Origin of the sequence: Halarcobacter ebronensis (genome assembly GCF_013201825.1) — a bacterium.
GTDB lineage: Bacteria > Campylobacterota > Campylobacteria > Campylobacterales > Arcobacteraceae > Halarcobacter > Halarcobacter ebronensis.
Genome location: NZ_CP053836.1, coordinates 1,715,380 through 1,732,999, shown reverse-complemented (window position 1 = coordinate 1,732,999; position 17,620 = coordinate 1,715,380). Strand labels below are relative to the sequence as shown.

Here is a 17,620-nt window from a genome sequence, read left to right as displayed (position 1 = left end):
AATGAAAGAGAACACGAAAGAGATATCATTTTATCAATCATCAATTGGTGAAGAGGAGTTAGCTCAGATTAAATCTGTTCTTGAGCTTAATAAAGATCAAAACAAAGTTATTGAGTTTGAAGATAATATGGCAAATTTTGTTGGTGCAAAATATGCGGTTGCAACTTGTAATGCGACAGCAGCTATTCATTTAGCTCTTAGTGCAATAAAACTAAAAAGAGGTGACAAAATTTTAATGTCTGTTAACTCTTTTGTTAATATCCCTGAGGTTGTTAGACATTTTGATGCAGAACCACTATTTATTGACATAAATACAGAAGATATGAATATTGATGTAAATAAGTTTGAAAAAGCTTTAGCAGAGAATAAAACAAAAAAACTAAGAGGTGCGATTATAACTTTTGTAGCAGGTCAAACACCTGATTTAGATAGAATTTATGATATTGCTGAGAAGTATGGAATTATCCTTATTGAAGATGCAACTTGTGCTTTAGGAGTTACATACAAGGATGAGACAGTAGGAAGTTTAAGAGCAGATATGACTATTTTCTCTACAAACCCTTCAAATGGTAAATACTCTGTAAGTAGATCAGGAATTATTGTTACAAATAATCAAGAGATAGCGGAACGTGCAAAACTTTTAAGAACCCATGCTATTACAACTACTTATGATGATTTTGGAAACTTAGATTATATTTATGATGTGGTTGATATTGGACATAAATATGATATTTCTGAACTTGATGCAGCATTTTCACTTGCTCAACTTAAAAAAACAAATAAGTTTATTAAAAGAAGAAAAGAGATAGCAAAAATTTATAAAGATAGATTAGCTGGAATTAAACACGTAACTATTCCAGTTCATAAAGATGAGCATATTTTCTCTCAATTTATTATCAAAATTTCTAGAAATAGAGATGCTTTTGCTAGAGCATTAAAAGAGAGAGGAATTTCAACAGGGCTAAACTATATACCTCTACATCTTTTATCATACTATAAAAGTAAATACTCTATTAAAATTACAGAATATAGTTCTGCGCTTACTTCTTATCAACAAATTCTTTCGATACCTATGTATCCAGGACTTACTGATGAAGAGGTAAACTATATTTGTGACCAAATTATAGAAATAGCGGCAGATTGGGTATAACTTTTGAGACAAAAGCTATATTTATGGGTAGAAGATTATCTCTTCTTCCCCAGCTTCTTTCAAAGAATAATCTCTTTTATACTACTTCCTTTAACATTTATATATATGTTGATAATTGCTTTAAAACGAGCAAGTGCAAAATCAATTGATTTTGGAATACCTGTGATTTCTATAGGTAATTTAATTATTGGTGGAAGTGGGAAAACTCCATTGACAATAGAGCTTGCAAAAAAATATGAAGATGTTGCTGTTATCTTAAGAGGATATGGAAGAGAATCAAAGGGTTTATACATAATTTCACAAAAAGGTGAGATAAAACAGAGTGTTAAAATAAGTGGAGATGAAGCTATGCTTTTAGCTAAATCTTTACCAAATGCAACTGTAATTGTAAGTGAAGATAGGAAAAAAGCTATTTTAAAGGCTAAAGAGTTAGGTTGTAAAATAGTTTTCTTAGATGATGGGTTTTCTAAGTATGATATTAATAAATTTGATGTTTTAATTAGACCAAAAATTGAGCCTACAAATATCTTTTGTATTCCAAGTGGCGGATATAGAGAACCAAAGATGGCATATTCATTTGCAGATTTGGAACTAAAAGAGGGAGTAGATTTTGTTAGGGTTGTTAGTTTTGTAAGAGAAGGGGAAGTATTAAATGTATTACCAAAAAATCTTTTACTTTTGACAGCCATTTCTAAGCCAAAAAGACTTTTAGAATTTTTACCTAAAGAGACCATTATGGAAGCTTTTGAAGATCATCATCGTTTTACACAAGAGGAATTGGATACTATAAATGCAAATTATAGTGATTACACAATAATCACAACGCAAAAAGATTTTGTTAAACTAAAAAATCTCAATATAAAAAATCTTATCTTAATGGATCTCTCTTTAGAAATTTTAGAGGCTAAAAAATTAGAATCTATTGATACTTATATAAACTTTTATAAATAATTAAACTATTTTTATATTATTTTTTATAAAAAATTATGTTTATAATATGTGAATATTGATAGTAATTATTAAAACTAATTTTAAGAATTAATTGATAAAATTCTATCCCTCAGGAAAACACAAGGATAGATATGAACAAAAAATTAATCATGGGACTCACAATCCCATTATGTTGTACATTATTAAATGCTTCGGAAGAGCTTGATGATGTTACGGTTGTTGGAATACAAAATTCCTATTATGAAGAGAACTCTTCAACTGCATTAAAGAGTGATAGTAGTGATAAAGAGACCCCTTATTCTACAACTACTACAAATAAAACTCTAATAGATGACCTTCAAGCTTTAAGATTAGAAGATACCTATGATTATACAACAGGTGTTACAAAAATAGGGCAGAGTGCAGATAGTATAACTATTAGAGGTTTTGATATTGATTTACAAAATATTCAAGTTGATGGTTTACCAGGATTGATTAGTAGATTTGGTTCACCAAGTACTGCAAATGTTGAAAAAGTTGAGATTCTAAAAGGACCTGCATCTGTATTATATGGAAATATGGAGGCAGGTGGTTTTGTAAATATTATTACTAAAAAACCTCAAGCTGAAAACAAAGTTACAATAGAGACCTCTTATCATTCTTATTTATCAAATAGCTCAAAATTGGGTGAAGATAATGGATTTACAACATCAGTTGATGCAACAGGGACTATTACAAATGGTCTATACTATAGATTTATTGCTGTTGGTGAAAATATTGACTCATATAGAGGAAATGTTGGAAATAAAAACTTATATGTTTACCCAAGTTTATTATGGGATATAGATGATAATACCTCATTATTACTGGCACTAGAGTATGGAAAAGAGGATGGTGATGCAGATGATGGACTATTTGTAGCTAACCATGATATCGCAACTGCAGCTGATATTACAACTGTTTATCAAGATGATGGTGATTATGATAATGATGAAGGGACAGCGATTAATTTAAATCTTGAACACTATTTTGTAAATAATTCTGTTCTAAATGTCTCTTGGCGTTCTGTATTCCACAATGATGAAAGAGCACTTAATGAAAATAGAACTGTAAATCAAGCAGTAAATGTTGAAGATACAACTCTAACTAGAAGACATAGGGATCAAAGCAATGACAGAGATTGGCACTCATTTGATGCAAATCTAAAATTCAAAGCTTATACTGGTTCAATTGTTCATAATCTTACAACAGGAGTTTCTGGTGCATATAGAGAGACTGATTATGATAGAATTGCATTTGGAGGAAATCTTACACCAAATATAAATATTTATAATCCCTCTCATGTAAGTACATATACTTCAGTTGAAGGAAATAGAAGAAAAACAGAGTACTTAAGTGGTGCAATTTATGCCCAAGACAAAATGAATCTAACTGATGATTTGATTTTTGTTACATCAGGAAGAGTAGATAGAACAAAAATAAATTATTATTGTTTAAGGGGTTCTTGTGCAGATGATAACACAACATATTCAACTAACTTTGTTGGTTCTTTAGGGTTAGTTTATAATATAAACCCTTTTGTATCTGTATATGGAAGTTTTGGGCAAAGTTATAACCCTGAAACAGCTGAAAGAGTTGATGTAGACGGTAATGGTTTGGACTCAGAAAAATCTAAACAGTATGAAGTTGGTGCGAAATTTAATATAAATGAGAAATTGAATACAACACTATCTTTTTATAAAATCAATAAAGAGAATGTTGCAGAAAGCAATGGTTCTTATTATGTATTAACAGGGGAAGTTGAAAGTAAAGGTATTGAATTAGATGTTCAATGGTTACCAACTGAAAATTGGCAGTTTAAAGCAGGATATGCACTTAACAACGCAGAGTATGTTGCAGGTAGTTCTTTAGGTGAGAAACCTTCAAATACACCAAGAAATACAGCTTTTGTATTTACAAGATATAATATTCCAACAAGGGTTTTCAATGGTGTTTTAGGATTAACATCTGGAGTTACATATAAAGATAGTGTATTTACAAGCTCTTCAGAATCTACAAGAGTTGAATTACCCTCATATGCAAGACTTGATTTAGGTGTGCACTATGATGAAAAAGATTGGAGTCTATCTCTAAATGTTCAAAATGTTGCTGACAAAAAATATTATGAGTATGGTTCAAATGATTATAGTATCTATTCAGGTGAACCAAGAAAAATTGTTCTTACATTCAAAAAAAGTTTTTAATAGAGTTTTATGAAAAAGTCATTAAGCAATATGATGCGATCTCTTCATAGGGATTTAGGATATTTCTTTATTGGAGTTACATTGCTTTACTCTATTACAGGTTTTATCCTTTCAGCTAGGAGCCTTGGTTGGTTTAAAGTTGAATATAATTTTACAACGTTTATTTCAAAAGATATTCAAAAAGATCACTTTAAAAAGCAACTTATTGTAGAAGCAAAAAATGGAAAGTTTGATAAGATTTATACAAAAGAGACTTTTAAAGCAGTGGAAAAAAATATAAAAAATTTGGAGTATAAGGGGGAAGAAAATTATATTTTACATTTTAATAGAAGTGGAAAATTTGATATAAAATATAATCAAATAACAGGTGAATCTCAAATAAAATATAAAGATTATCCACCATATTTAAAATTGTTTACAAACACCCATATGACAAATAATGAAAATGTATGGTTTTATCTTGCTTTAGTTTATAGTGTAGTATTGGCTTTTTTTGCCATCTCTGCTATGTTTATTGTAAAAGGAAAATATGGTTTTAAAAGAAGAGGGGTTTATCTTACCTCTTTAGGGTTTTTAACTGTGTTTATTTTTATATATTTTTCTTTTTATAATTAATTTTTATGAAGTCTAAATTTTGAATTTTTCAAAAAGTTCAGTTTTGTCTTTTTCAATTTGGACTTCATTAAATATAACCCTTTTTTTAAACTTTCCATAAAGTTTATATTGGAACAAAATTCCAATAACTCCTAAGATAGCAAGGTAGAGCAAAAGATATGATAACTCTTTTGTAAAATAATCAAATAACATGGCACTTAAACTTCCCATAACTATTGCTAAAGATATCATAAAAGAGCGAAGCATTAAATAATCCTTTAATACAATATTTTCATCTTGCATAAAGTCAACAGTATGGATTCTTGCAACTTCAAAGGTTATTGCTTGGATTGTAAAGATTGTTAGAATTAAATAGGTAAAAAATATAATTGAAGTTGAAAAAAAGATATAACTTCCAATTTGTATCATATCCAAAATAATTGTAAAAAGATAAATATTATAGATTCTAATATTTTTGAAAAGAGGGTGTATAAAACCATCTAAAGAACCTAGAAGCATAAAAAAGCTGATCATAAATACAGGAAGAAAAGTCCCTTCTAATTTTGTAACAAAAGGTATTAAAGTCCAATCTATATATGTTGTAATAAATAGAACTATTGCTTGGATTTTTAAGAATTTACTTTTTTTTACTTCTTTGAATATTGAGATATAGTGTTTATAGGCCATTTTCGTAATCTTGTAGTAATTTATTTGGAAGTATACTACAAAATTAAGAAAACCTGATTTAAGAGATTACTTTATAATATGCCCTACAAATTTAGACATATTATTTAAAATTTTTTCACCTCTTCTAAAGCCTAAAGCACAAGCTTCATAAGCATAGAAAACACCAGCTTGGTAAGAGTTTCCTTCCATATCTTTTGGAAGTTCCACATACTCTTGATAAATAGCTCTATGCCCTTCATACTCTCCACTTGTTTCTAATTCAATAGAGCCATCACTATTTATAATTTTAATATTTGCTCCTTCTCTTCCAAAACATCTTTTTTCAACCTGTTTTTTATTCTCTAATGGTTCAAAAGAGGTCTCTAAAAGAAGTGGATGGTTTGGAAAAAGATCCCAAAGAATTTTCATAAAACCTTTTGATTGGAACATTAAAGTATATGCAGGATTAAAGATAATTGCTTTTTTCTCTTTTACTATTTCAGTTAAAAGAACTGCAAGTTCTCCCTCTTCAATAGCTATATTTTCCCAAGGAATAAGTTTAAACCAAAATTCAAAAGCTTCCTCATCTTTAAAAATACCTTCATCACTAAATTGAACATTTTCAATATATTCGAAGTCTGTATTAAATCCAGCCTCACTTGCAATATGTTGTAAAAGTTTTGTTGTATTTATATCTTCACTTGAACTAGATATTGAAGAGAAGAGTATTTTCCAATTAAGTTTTGAGTAGTACTCTTCAAATTTGTTTGTGTCTGTATCAAGGGTGATAATTCTTTTAAAATTCTCTTTTAATGCTTCATACAAATTATTAAATTGACTTACATTTTCAAGGTTATTTGCTTTTAATAGTGCCCATTGAATAATTGCTGTTTCAAAAAGTGAAGTTGGTGTATCTGCATTAAACTCTAATAGTTTAATTGGTTTCCCATCTACTCCTCCAGCTAAATCAAATCTAGAGTATAAATGCCAATGAACATCATTTTCCCATGACTCTTTTATAATCTCAACTAAGTTAAAAGGTATATTTATCTCATGGAATAGGTTGTTTTCTATTACATACTCTCCAGCTTCACAAAACATATCATATAGTTCATTACAAGCTTCATAGTAAGTATTAGCTTCCTCTTCACTAATCTCCACAACTTCATTTGCCACATAAGAGCTGTTATCAATATCCGTATGCCATACAAAACCAATCGATTCTAAATAATCATTGGTTAATGGTTGTAATTTTTTTAGTTTCATTATTAACCACCAAACGAAGAAGAGCCACTTCCAGAGAAAGAGCCAGATTTAGAGCTTCCCGAACTACTTCCAAAAAAGCCAGTTTTTTTAGTACTACTTGTAGAAGTTGAAGGAGTTTTACTAAATGAACTTTGAGATCTACTATATGTTTGTGGTGATTTATATTGTGCAGATCTTTGATTTTGATAGTTTTGATTGTTAAATAGTTTATTTCCTATCCATGAACCAAGCATTGCTCCTGCAATAGATGATAATAAAACTCCTCCAAGCCCCATATCACTACTCATTTGTGGATTTGTTAAGCCTGAGGTTCCTGCATCAATTTTTGCTGCCTCATCTTTAACTAACTTATCAATCTCTTCTTGAGATAAAATTCTTTCAGTTCCATCTGGGCTTCTTAAAACAATTGTATTTTTTGAAGCAGGAAACTCCTCTGCAATTTTATATTTTCCCTCTTCTGTTTGTTCAATAATTACAAAAGCTGCTTGTTTTTGACTAGCTTGTGAAAAAGCATCACTTTGCCCTTGATTTTGATTATTTGAACCTTTGTTATCACAACCTGTAAGTCCTGAAATCAAAAATGCACCAAGTCCACCAATAACAGCATAATTTGCAAATTTCTTAATATTTTTATTTTTCAATTTTATAATCCTTCTAAATTTTAAAGTAAATATATTACTAAATATTTCAATAAATTTTGATGAAAAAGAAAAATTATAGATAGATAAAGTTGAATATTACTTTTTGATATTAAGAAGTTTTTTTAATAATTTTTGGTAAAAAATAGAGTAACTTCTTTTACGAGGGTTTGATATGTCAGAAAATAAGATATATATTATTGGTGATGTTCATGGCTGTTTTAAAACCCTTATAGCTTTAATAAAAAAACTTCCCAAAAATGCAAGAATCTGTTTTGTTGGTGATTTGATTGACAGAGGTTCAAACTCTTCTAAAGTTGTTGATTTTGTTAAAAAAAACAATTTTGACTGTGTTTTAGGAAATCATGAACTTTTTATGATTGAAGATACTCCTAAAATACTTGAAAACAGAGATTATATGCTTGAATCAAAATGGATTCAAAGGGCAGGGGGCTACTCAACTTTAAAATCCTATAATAGAATAGATAAAATCCAAAGTGATGTGGAATATTTTAAAAACTTACCCCTATTTATTGAGTATAAAGATATAAAAACTAAAGATGGCAGATATTTGGTTGTTTCCCATTCAAGTGTTGAAGAGAATTGGAAGTTTAGAGATTATCCAATAGACTCTTTTGAGTATGAAGAGTTTAAACATAGCACACTATTTTCCAGATATAAAAACTATGACAACAAAGAGATATATAATGTATATGGACATACCCCAACAACAGAACCAATAATCAAAGAGTTTAGAGCTCAAATTGATTTAGGATGCTGCTACTCAAAAAATATAGGTTTGATCCCAAGGCTTTGTGCTTTGGAGTTTCCATCTTTAGAGTTAATAACGCAGGAGAATATTGAGGATTAAAATTTACTAAAGTTATAATATACTTCCATTATGATTATTATAGATTTTGAAACAAATACAATGAATCCCCAAGATGTTATTGAAGCAGCAGCTGTGAAGTTGGAATTAGTTAACAATGAATTTAAAGTTGTAGATAAATTTCATAGATATTATCTTTCACGATATCCTGTAAATCCTTACTCATATGAAGTTCATAGATTAACTCCTGAAAAAATTCTTGCCCATAGAAATGGTGCTAGTTATAGCTCATATTTTAGTGAAGATCTAGAGTTTATAGAGTTTTGTAGAGGTGTTAAAACTCTTATTGCACACAATATAAATTTTGAATTAAGACATTTAGAAGGATTAGTAAGATTTGAAAAACATTTTTGTACTATGAAAGAGAATAAAAATATAGTCAAAGCAATAAATAGAAATGGAAGTATAAAAAATCCAAAATTGGATGAGACTTGCCTTTTTTATGGAATTGATTTTGATCCTTTGTCATATCACAGTGCAACATATGATGTAAGTAAAACCTATGAAATTCTCAAGAAGATGAATAAGAGTTTTTAGTAGTTTTTTAATTTAACTCATTTTTTATAACTCAATATGTAAAATTTAATAGTTGTGTAAAAATATATGATTTTTAAGGATTTCTTTGGGAAAAAAAGAGATAGTAAATCGAGTTTTTCTTTTTGTTCTTTTTATAGTATGCGAAGCAGGGCTTATCTTGCAAATAGACAAGTATTATGATGATAAAAAAGAAGAGCTTCTTAAACAAAATATTTCTAATATTGAAGCCCAGTTTAGAATAGTAAATAAAAATTTAACAGAGTTAGCAGATAGCTCTTTTAGAGGTTTTATTGATAGAGAAGAGATTCTTGAAGTTTTTGCAAAAAGAGATAGAGAAGCTCTATTTAATCTATTAAAAACTGACTATTTATATCTCTCTTCTTTAGGTTTTAAACAGATAGATTTTCATCTTCCAAATAATATTTCATTTTTAAGAATGCATAGACCTGAAAAGTTTGGAGATGATCTTAGCTCTTTTAGATATACAGTTGAATATACCAATAGATTACAAAAAGGAATAAATGGATTTGAAATAGGTAGAGTCCTTCCTGGAATAAGAAATCTTTTTCCTCTTTTTTTTAAAGGTGAGTATATAGGAAGTGTGGAACTCTCTTTTGGTTTGGATAAATTTGAAAATGAGATAGAGAAAGTTTATGGAATATATACCCATTCTTTAATCAAAAAAAGTGATTTTGATAAAATGGTATTCCTTGAAGAGAAGCAGAATTATAAGCTAAGTGCTGAAAATAGTGATTATGTAGAGCTAAAAGAAGATGAAGGTAGAGATTTTTTTAATAAGATAACTTTTAATAAAGAATTTTATGAAAGAGTTGCTAAAGGCTTAAAAAGTCAGAAATTTTTTAATCTTGAATTACCAAATGAGCACTATATTGTATCTTTTTTGCCTATAGTTAGTCCTAAGGGAGAGAGTATCATCTATTTTGTTTTTTATGAAAAAAGTCAAGATTTAAAGCTTTTTGAAGAACATAGACATGATAGAACAGTATTATTCTCTTTAATTTTAATTGTAGTTTTTTTCTTGCTGTATCAATTAATGAAAATTCAGGAGTTAACCTTAAGATCTAAAAAAGATATAGAAAAAGAGAAAAGTCGATATAAAGATTTAATGAATTTAGCAAGTGATGGGATACATATCCTTGATAAAAATGGAAATATTTATGAATCAAACCAAGCTTTTGCAAATATGTTAGGATACACCTACGAAGAGGTTTTGAAATTAAATATAAAAGATTTTGATACAAATAATTACAATCCAAAAGAAGTTGAAATAAAGATTGATAAAGCAGAGGTTTTTAATGTTAAACATAAAAGGAAAGATGGTACAACTTTTGATGCCCAAATAAATGCAAAATGGATTCAACTTGAAGGTGAAGAGTATTTATATTCTTCATCAAGGGATATAACACAAGAGAGAAATGCTTATAAAAAGCTTCAAAAATTTATAGACTTACAAGATAATATTGTTGTTGTATCTGATTCAATAGAGATAAATTATGCAAATAAAAAGTTTTTTATATTTTTAGGTTTTAAATCTTTGGAAGATTTCAAGAAAAAATTTAATTGTATATGTGATCTATTTGTTCAAAATGATAGATTTTTTCATCTTGGAAAAATAGAAAACGGTGAAAATTGGATAGAGCATTTAGAGAAAATTCCTCACTCAAAAAGAATTGTAGGAATGTTAATGTATGACTATACAATCCATGCTTTTGCTGTTACTGTAAATAAGTTTGAAGATGGTTATTATATTTTAACTTTTACAGATATTACACAAACTATGTTAAAACATATTGAGTTGGAAGATAAAACAATTCATGATAAATTAACCAATGCTTTAAATAGAGAATATTTTGAACAAAACTATAAATTGTTAATTAAAAACTTTACTCAAAATAGTTCTAAACTCGGTCTTGCATTTATTGATATTGACCATTTTAAATCAGTAAATGATACATTTGGCCATGATGTTGGAGATATTGTTCTAATGGATTTTGTTAAAACAGTACAAAAGTATTCAAGGGAAAATGATATTCTAATTAGATGGGGTGGAGAAGAGTTTGTTTTTATTTTTAAAACAGACTCTTTAAATGGTTTAATTAAAGCATTAGAGCATATAAGAGTTGTTGTTGAACTAGAAGAATTCAAAGTAGTTAAACATATAACTTGTTCAATAGGTGCCACATTATATATTGAAGATGAAAGTATTGAACAAACTATAAAAAGAGCAGATGAAGCAGTATATAAAGCAAAAAAAGCAGGAAGAAATAGGCTTGAAATTGTAAATTAAATTAATTTTTTTTAATAATTAATATATTATCCCTCTTTTAAACCTTTTCTCATGGCTTCAATTAGCTCTTTAGAAGCTTTTGTATTTGTAAAGTATTCAAATGCAAGAACACCTTGATATAAAAGCATATCTTCCCCATCTTTTATCTCTAGATTATTCTCTTTTGCCAAAGCTAAAAATGGTGTAATTTTCCCATATACACAATCAAAGGCAAATTTTGCAGTTTTAAAAAGAGTCTCTAAAAGCTTTTTATTGCAAGGTAAATATTCATCTTTTAATCCTGCACTTGTAGAGTTTACTATTAAATCATATTTTTTTGCTTGAAAATTTTCCCAAGAGTAGCACTTAATATTGTGTTCTTTAAAAAAATCAAGTTTATTTTCACTTCTATTTAAAACTGTAACTTCTATTTTTTCTTTTTGTAAAGCTAAACTAATGGCTTTTGCAGTCCCTCCTGCTCCTAAAAGTAGTACAGATTTTATTCCCCCAAAACTCTCAATTGCTTTTATAAAACCTGGTGCATCAGTGTTATATGCTATTACTTTTCCATTTTCATTTATATAAGTATTAACTGCTTTTATATCTTTTGCTAAGCCTCTTACTTCATCTGCATTTTCATAAGCATACTCTTTATGAGGAACAGTAATATTTGCTCCTTTGTAAGAGTTTTCTAAAAAAATCTCTTTTATTTTATTTCCATCTTCAACTAAATGTTTTATGTAGTTTCCATTAAAATCTATCTTCTTAAAACCTGCATTGTGCATTTGAGGAGATTTTGAGTGCTCAACTGGATTTCCAAATATTGCGAATAGTTCTTTTTTATCTGACATTGTTTTCCTTTAAAGAGAGCCATTTTATTAAATTTTTGATAAGAATATATTAAATTATTAATTGTACAATGCTTATAATCAAAAAAGGATTTCTTATGTATGATATTTTTTATACCTTTACAAATAAAGACGAAGGAAATATAGCTTATCACGTACCTGACAAAAAAGAGAATGTAGACAAAAATAGATTAGAGTTGGCAAATAAGTTTAGTTTTGATATTAAAAAACTTATCTCAATGAATCAAGTTCATGGAGATAATATTGTAATTGTAGATGAAAATTCACCAAATATAATTGACAAATGTGATGCGATTATTACTGATAAAAAAGGTCTTACTCTTATGGTAATGGTTGCAGACTGCATACCAATATTAATGTTTGACAAATTTAAAGGTGTAATAGCAGCTGTTCATGCAGGAAGAAACTCTACTTTTCAAAACATAGCCAAAAAAACAGCACTTAAAATGAGAGATGAGTTTGGATCTATCTTGGAAAATATTGAAGTTGTAATGGGACCTTCTATTCAAAAATGTTGTTATGAAGTTGATGAAAAGTTAGCAAATATTGTAAAAACAAGTTTTGGAATAGAGTTTGAAAACAATAGATATATAGATTTGCAAGGAATTAATAGAAAACAATTAAGTGACATAGATGTGACAAATATAAATATTACTAATATTTGTACAAAATGTAGTGGAGTAAATTTTTTTTCATATAGAATTGATAAAAATTGTGGAAGGTTTGCAGGTATAATTTCGATATTATCGTAATTATGTATGAATTATGTAAATCTGGTGTAAAAATGATGTAATTCATTTTTAATTAATATTTTTATAAGTTCAAATTATTTTTTTCTTTAAATTTATAAGTTTTTCTTAGTTAAAATTTGATTGCAAATTAAACTAAGGGAAAGTTATTATGAGTAAAGCAGTTACGAAAGAAGAAGCATTAGAATATCATCAATTTCCAAAACCTGGTAAATTAGCTATTGAAACTACTACTGAATTAAAAACACAAAGAGATTTATCAATGGCATATACTCCAGGAGTAGCATTTCCATGCTTAGAGATTGAAGAAAATCCTGAAAATGCATATAAATACACAGCAAAAAGAAATCTTGTTGCTGTAATATCAAACGGTACAGCCGTACTAGGACTTGGTAATATTGGAGCATTGGCTTCAAAACCAGTTATGGAAGGAAAATCTGTACTATTTAAAAAATTCTCAGCTATTGACTCTTTTGATATTGAAGTTGATGAAGAAGATATTGATAGATTTGTTGATGTATGTAAAGCTATTGCACCTACATTTGGAGGAATTAACTTAGAAGATATAAAGTCACCTGAATGTTTTGAAATTGAGAGAAGACTTGTTGAAGAATTAAATATTCCAGTTATGCATGATGACCAACATGGAACAGCAATTATTACAACAGCAGGTTTAATCAATGCTTGTGATATTATTAAAAAGAATTTAGAAGATTTAAAAGTTGTTGTTGTTGGAGCAGGAGCTGCGGCTATCTCATGTGCTAGAATGTATAAAGCAGTTGGAGTTAAAAACATTATTATGTGTGACTCTAAAGGTGTAATTCATGATAAAAGAGATGATTTAAATAAATATAAAAAAGAGTTTTCTCATCCAAAACCATTATCAAAAATAGAAGCATTTAGAGGTGCAGATGTTGTATTAGGATTATCAAGACCAGGTACTTTTACACAAGAGCATATTTCAGTTATGGCTGATGAACCTATTGTATTTTCATTAGCAAATCCAACACCTGAACTGTTTCCTGAAGATGTTTTAGCTATTAGAGATAAAGCTATTGTTGGAACTGGAAGAAGTGACTTTAATAATCAAGTAAATAATGTAATTGGATTTCCTTTTATCTTTAGAGGGGCGCTTGATGTTCAAGCAAAAAAGATAAATATGGCAATGAAAAAAGCAGCAGCAAAAGCAATTGCAGATTTAGCTAAAAAACCAGTACCAGATGATATAAAAGCTATATTTGGAGATCATTTAGTTTACTCAAAAGAGTATATTTTACCTAAACCATTTGACAAAAGACTTATTGTTGAAGTTTCAGCTGCAGTTGCACAAGCAGCAGTTGATACAGGTGTTGCAAGAGTTAAAAGTTTTAACATTGAAGAGTATAAAGAGAAACTATCTAAAATGATTTAAAACTATTTAATGGTATTATTTCAAGCTTAATTGAAATAATACCGTTTATATAGGAAAAAAATGAAAGAGTATATACTTCTTATTGATACTATTGATGCAAAAGGTTTAGTTTACAATATTTCTAAAATCCTTTTTGCTAACCACTTAAATATTGAACAAAATGCTGAGTTTGTTGATAAAGATACCAATAAATTTTTTATGAGAACAGTTATCTCTGGTGAAGTTAATGTAGAGATTTTGTTAAAAGAGTTAAAAGAGGTTCTTCCAAAAGAGTCAACAATAAAATTAAATTTAAAATCAAAAAAAGATATTGTAATTCTTGCAACTAAAGAGTCTCATGTTTTAGGAGATTTGCTCATTAGATATTTAGATGGTGAGTTAAATGCAAATATTAAAGCAGTAATTGCAAATCATGACTATTTAAGAGATTTAGTTGAAAAGTTTGATATCCCTTTTCATTGTATTAGTGCAGATGATATGGATAGACAAACCCACGAAGATTTAGTTATTGAGAAGATAAAAGAGTATAACCCAGAGCTTATAGTTTTAGCAAAATATATGAGAATATTAACTCCAAAATTTGTTCACACTTTTCCAAAACAAGTTTTAAATATCCATCACTCATTTTTACCTGCATTTATAGGAGCAAATCCATATAAACAAGCTCACCACAGAGGTGTTAAAATTATTGGTGCAACAGCTCACTATGTAACAGATGATTTAGATGAGGGTCCAATTATCTCTCAAGATGTTCTAAGAGTTGACCATACATACTCTTGGGAAGATATGAGAATGGCTGGAAAAAATGTTGAAAAAGTTGTACTTTCAAATGCTTTACAACTTCTTTTAGAAGATAGAGTTTTTGTATTTGAAAATAAAACAGTAATTTTATAAGATGTTTAATATAGTATTATTAGAGCCAAGAATTCCTGGAAATGTAGGAACAATTGGTAGACTTGCTTTTGCGATGAATTGTACTTTGCACTTGATAAAACCTTATGGTTTTGGTGAAATTACAGAAAAAGAAGTAAGACGTGCGGGGCTTGATTACTGGTTTGATTTGGATGTTAGAGAGTATGAAAATATTGAGGATTTTTGGTCAAAAAATCCTTTAAACAATAGACACTTTTTTGCTACAACAAAAACAAAACAGGTCTATTTTGATATGAAATTTGAAGTTGGAGATTATCTCTATTTTGGAAGAGAAGATGCAGGTCTTCCAGAAGATTTGCTTGCAAAAAATGAGAAAAATTGTATTACAATTCCTATGACAAATAGTGCAAGAAGTTTAAATATGGCAAATTCAGTGTCAATTGTGGCTTATGAGGCGTTAAGGCAAAATTTTAAAGAGTTTAAATAATAAAACTCTCTTTTGCTTTTTTGATTAGTTTTTTAACAGCTTTTAGTTTTTTAACTAAATCTTTTTTTTCACCTTTATCATCCTCTTTTTTTATCTTTTTTTCTAAAGAGTTTCTTTTTTCAATGAGCTTATCCATAAGCTCATCTATCTCATTATCTTTATCTTGTAATTTACTCTCATCCCATTTAAAGAGTTCATTAAAACTCTCCATTAATTTTTTAATTCTCATCGCTCTCTCCTAGCTTTCTTAGCTGTTTATCTCTAATATACATTATATTTGCAATTCTTATTAGATTTCTACAGATATTTGATGTTGTTGTAGAGTCGTTTATCAATGATGTTGCCATTTTTGATGTAATTTTTTCTGTTCTAATCAAATCCTCTATTCTTTGACTGTTTTGAGTATCAAGAGTGCAAAGTTTGTCTTTATTTGCTTGTATTAAAGCAGAAGTTTCAACTTCATCTATTGCATCATTATTTAGCTGGTTTATTTCAAAAATAAAAGTTGCAAGTTGAATCTTAATTTGAAGATACTCTTGTTTAATAAACTCGTTTTTACTATTTAGATAAAAGTTCATATTTTTTTGGATATCTCTTGTATCTTTCAGAATTTTAACTATAACCCTTGAAGCAGTCTTTAGATTTGCCACATACTCATTTTGATTTTTATTCATTCCTTGTTGAGCTAATAGTGCAAACTCTATAATCTCACTATAAAGAAGTTTTAAATTATTTTGGTATATATCATCTAAATTTGTATCAATTTTTTTACTTGTTTTTGTTGGAAGATTATCTAAATCCTCTCTTGTTTTAAGTTCACTTGTATGTATTGAAATAGCATGTAAGATTGCTTTTTCTGCATTTTCGTATAAGTTGATAACCTCTTTTTGTATTGAAACCATTGCATTGTAAGGGATTTTCATATTCTCTTTAGAAAGATATTTAGGTTTTGAACTCTTTTTATATTTATCATCATTAATAAATTTTTCTGACCATGAAACAATATTTGAAATAAAAGGAAGTAAAATAACTATTCCTAAAATATTAAATATGGTGTGAAATAGTGCTAGTTTCATTGAGTTGTTATCTTCTGCAATACCAAGTATAGGGGCAAGGAAATCAACAATATCTTTTAAAGTATATATGAAAACTAGAGCAATAAGTCCTGTTATTACATTAAATACAAAATGCCCAAACGCTAATCTTTTACCATTTTGATTTGAGGTTAAGGAACCAATTATTGCAGTTACAGTTGTTCCAACATTTGCACCAATTGCCAACGCCAAGGCATCCACATAAAGAATATTTCCTCCTGCTAAAGCAGTAATAATAATTGCCATTGTTGCACCACTTGATTGGATAATAATAGTTGCAATAATACCAATTAGAAAATATATAAATATACCTAAGATACCACCAATAGAATATTTAGCCAAATCAATGGCATCTTTTAGGGTGTCAAATCCATCTTTCATATATGAAATACCAAGAAAAATAAAACCTAAACCCAAAAGAACATTACCAAAACCAGCATAGGTGCTATTTTTTGAAAATCTAAAGATTACTCCAAATATAATCATTGGCATAGCGTATAAAGATATTTTTATATTTAATCCAAGCGCTGAAACAATCCATGCAGTTGTAGTACTTCCTAAATTTGCACCAAAGATTATAGCCATACCTTGAGTAAGAGAGATTATCTCAACAGATAAAAAAGAGATAACTATTACAGAAATCAAAGAGGAACTTTGAACAATTGAGGTTGTAATAAAACCTGTTAGAAGAGATTTATATTTATTAGCAGTAAATTTTTCTAAAATCTTCTCTAATGTTCCTCCTGAAAAGAGTTTAAAGCCATCTTCCATAAAATTCATTCCAATTAGGAAAATAGCAATCCCAGCAAGTATTATTTTGACATTCTCTTGAGAAATAACATAAAATGCAGTAATAATCAATAGTGATACAATTAGAGCTTTTTTTATCATCAACCATCCAGTGTAATTTTTATTATAATAGCATAAGTTATTTGTA

The 17,620-nt window shown here is 28.4% G+C and carries 17 protein-coding genes; 11 read left to right on the top strand and 6 right to left on the bottom strand.

Annotated features, from left to right (window positions below):
• Position 1 precedes the first annotated feature (1 nt).
• The 4 genes from AEBR_RS08565 (at position 2) to AEBR_RS08550 (ending at position 4,938) form a co-directional block, all read left to right on the top strand.
• On the top strand, positions 2 to 1,150 hold the full coding sequence (locus AEBR_RS08565; protein WP_129087925.1) for a DegT/DnrJ/EryC1/StrS family aminotransferase: 1,149 nt from the start codon (positions 2 to 4) through the stop codon (positions 1,148 to 1,150).
• Positions 1,151 to 1,153: 3 nt separating this feature from the next.
• A complete protein-coding gene (locus AEBR_RS08560; RefSeq protein WP_129087926.1) occupies positions 1,154 to 2,101 on the top strand; it encodes a tetraacyldisaccharide 4'-kinase in 948 nt (315 codons plus the stop codon).
• Between the two features lie 131 nt (positions 2,102 to 2,232).
• Complete coding sequence (locus AEBR_RS08555) at positions 2,233 to 4,323, top strand: TonB-dependent siderophore receptor (protein WP_129087927.1); 2,091 nt, start codon at positions 2,233 to 2,235, stop codon at positions 4,321 to 4,323.
• 9 nt (positions 4,324 to 4,332) lie between these two features.
• Positions 4,333 to 4,938, top strand: a complete 606-nt coding sequence (locus AEBR_RS08550; RefSeq protein WP_129087928.1) for a PepSY-associated TM helix domain-containing protein — start codon at positions 4,333 to 4,335, stop codon at positions 4,936 to 4,938.
• A 12-nt stretch (positions 4,939 to 4,950) separates the two neighbouring features.
• Here AEBR_RS08550 and AEBR_RS08545 read toward each other — a convergent pair whose 3' ends face one another.
• The 3 genes from AEBR_RS08545 to AEBR_RS08535 form a co-directional block, all read right to left on the bottom strand.
• On the bottom strand, positions 4,951 to 5,604 hold the full coding sequence (locus tag AEBR_RS08545) for a hypothetical protein (RefSeq protein WP_129087929.1): 654 nt from the start codon (positions 5,602 to 5,604) through the stop codon (positions 4,951 to 4,953).
• 66 nt (positions 5,605 to 5,670) lie between these two features.
• A complete protein-coding gene (locus AEBR_RS08540; RefSeq protein ID WP_129087930.1) occupies positions 5,671 to 6,849 on the bottom strand; it encodes a glutathionylspermidine synthase family protein in 1,179 nt (392 codons plus the stop codon).
• Between the two features lie 2 nt (positions 6,850 to 6,851).
• A complete protein-coding gene (locus AEBR_RS08535) occupies positions 6,852 to 7,490 on the bottom strand; it encodes a UPF0323 family lipoprotein (RefSeq protein ID WP_129087931.1) in 639 nt (212 codons plus the stop codon).
• Positions 7,491 to 7,662: 172 nt separating this feature from the next.
• Here AEBR_RS08535 and AEBR_RS08530 point away from each other — a divergent pair, with 172 nt between their 5' ends.
• From AEBR_RS08530 to AEBR_RS08520, 3 genes are all read left to right on the top strand, one after another.
• Positions 7,663 to 8,358: a metallophosphoesterase gene (locus AEBR_RS08530; RefSeq protein WP_129087932.1), complete on the top strand. Its 696-nt coding sequence runs from the start codon at positions 7,663 to 7,665 to the stop codon at positions 8,356 to 8,358.
• Between the two features lie 30 nt (positions 8,359 to 8,388).
• Positions 8,389 to 8,913, top strand: coding sequence for a 3'-5' exonuclease (locus tag AEBR_RS08525; RefSeq protein ID WP_129087933.1), 525 nt, complete (start codon positions 8,389 to 8,391; stop codon positions 8,911 to 8,913).
• An 85-nt stretch (positions 8,914 to 8,998) separates the two neighbouring features.
• Positions 8,999 to 11,221, top strand: a complete 2,223-nt coding sequence (locus AEBR_RS08520; RefSeq protein WP_129087934.1) for a sensor domain-containing diguanylate cyclase — start codon at positions 8,999 to 9,001, stop codon at positions 11,219 to 11,221.
• 26 nt (positions 11,222 to 11,247) lie between these two features.
• On the opposite strand, the gene AEBR_RS08515 is transcribed toward AEBR_RS08520, so the two are convergent.
• Positions 11,248 to 12,051, bottom strand: a complete 804-nt coding sequence (locus AEBR_RS08515) for a shikimate dehydrogenase (RefSeq protein WP_129087935.1) — start codon at positions 12,049 to 12,051, stop codon at positions 11,248 to 11,250.
• 95 nt (positions 12,052 to 12,146) lie between these two features.
• Between AEBR_RS08515 and pgeF the strand changes: the two genes are divergently transcribed.
• From pgeF to AEBR_RS08495, 4 genes are all read left to right on the top strand, one after another.
• Positions 12,147 to 12,821, top strand: coding sequence for a peptidoglycan editing factor PgeF (pgeF, locus tag AEBR_RS08510; protein ID WP_128978021.1), 675 nt, complete (start codon positions 12,147 to 12,149; stop codon positions 12,819 to 12,821).
• 148 nt (positions 12,822 to 12,969) lie between these two features.
• Complete coding sequence (locus AEBR_RS08505; RefSeq protein ID WP_129087936.1) at positions 12,970 to 14,229, top strand: malic enzyme-like NAD(P)-binding protein; 1,260 nt, start codon at positions 12,970 to 12,972, stop codon at positions 14,227 to 14,229.
• A gap of 60 nt (positions 14,230 to 14,289) precedes the next feature.
• Positions 14,290 to 15,123: a formyltetrahydrofolate deformylase gene (gene purU, locus AEBR_RS08500; protein WP_128978025.1), complete on the top strand. Its 834-nt coding sequence runs from the start codon at positions 14,290 to 14,292 to the stop codon at positions 15,121 to 15,123.
• 1 nt (position 15,124) lies between these two features.
• Positions 15,125 to 15,589 (top strand): tRNA (cytidine(34)-2'-O)-methyltransferase, encoded by a 465-nt coding sequence (locus AEBR_RS08495; protein WP_129087937.1) that lies wholly within the window; start codon positions 15,125 to 15,127, stop codon positions 15,587 to 15,589.
• Here AEBR_RS08495 and AEBR_RS08490 read toward each other — a convergent pair.
• Together AEBR_RS08490 and AEBR_RS08485 are read right to left on the bottom strand one after the other, a co-directional pair.
• On the bottom strand, positions 15,582 to 15,818 hold the full coding sequence (locus AEBR_RS08490; protein WP_128978029.1) for a hypothetical protein: 237 nt from the start codon (positions 15,816 to 15,818) through the stop codon (positions 15,582 to 15,584). The two genes, AEBR_RS08495 and AEBR_RS08490, sit on opposite strands and share 8 nt — an antisense overlap.
• On the bottom strand, positions 15,808 to 17,574 hold the full coding sequence (locus AEBR_RS08485) for a Na/Pi cotransporter family protein (protein WP_129087939.1): 1,767 nt from the start codon (positions 17,572 to 17,574) through the stop codon (positions 15,808 to 15,810). Before AEBR_RS08485 ends, AEBR_RS08490 begins: the two co-directional genes overlap by 11 nt.
• Positions 17,575 to 17,620 lie beyond the last annotated feature (46 nt).

Bases quoted from the DNA above. Each gene is read 5' to 3' on its own strand.
- AEBR_RS08565 (WP_129087925.1), top strand. From the start codon at position 2: ATGAAAGAGAACACGAAAGAGATATCATTTTATCAATCATCAATTGGT.
- AEBR_RS08555 (WP_129087927.1), top strand. From the start codon at position 2,233: ATGAACAAAAAATTAATCATGGGACTCACAATCCCATTATGTTGTACA.
- AEBR_RS08550 (WP_129087928.1), top strand. From the start codon at position 4,333: ATGAAAAAGTCATTAAGCAATATGATGCGATCTCTTCATAGGGATTTA.
- AEBR_RS08545 (WP_129087929.1), bottom strand. From the start codon at position 5,604: ATGGCCTATAAACACTATATCTCAATATTCAAAGAAGTAAAAAAAAGT.
- AEBR_RS08540 (WP_129087930.1), bottom strand. From the start codon at position 6,849: ATGAAACTAAAAAAATTACAACCATTAACCAATGATTATTTAGAATCG.
- AEBR_RS08530 (WP_129087932.1), top strand. From the start codon at position 7,663: ATGTCAGAAAATAAGATATATATTATTGGTGATGTTCATGGCTGTTTT.
- AEBR_RS08525 (WP_129087933.1), top strand. From the start codon at position 8,389: ATGATTATTATAGATTTTGAAACAAATACAATGAATCCCCAAGATGTT.
- AEBR_RS08515 (WP_129087935.1), bottom strand. From the start codon at position 12,051: ATGTCAGATAAAAAAGAACTATTCGCAATATTTGGAAATCCAGTTGAG.
- pgeF (WP_128978021.1), top strand. From the start codon at position 12,147: ATGTATGATATTTTTTATACCTTTACAAATAAAGACGAAGGAAATATA.
- AEBR_RS08505 (WP_129087936.1), top strand. From the start codon at position 12,970: ATGAGTAAAGCAGTTACGAAAGAAGAAGCATTAGAATATCATCAATTT.
- purU (WP_128978025.1), top strand. From the start codon at position 14,290: ATGAAAGAGTATATACTTCTTATTGATACTATTGATGCAAAAGGTTTA.
- AEBR_RS08495 (WP_129087937.1), top strand. From the start codon at position 15,125: ATGTTTAATATAGTATTATTAGAGCCAAGAATTCCTGGAAATGTAGGA.
- AEBR_RS08490 (WP_128978029.1), bottom strand. From the start codon at position 15,818: ATGAGAATTAAAAAATTAATGGAGAGTTTTAATGAACTCTTTAAATGG.
- AEBR_RS08485 (WP_129087939.1), bottom strand. From the start codon at position 17,574: ATGATAAAAAAAGCTCTAATTGTATCACTATTGATTATTACTGCATTT.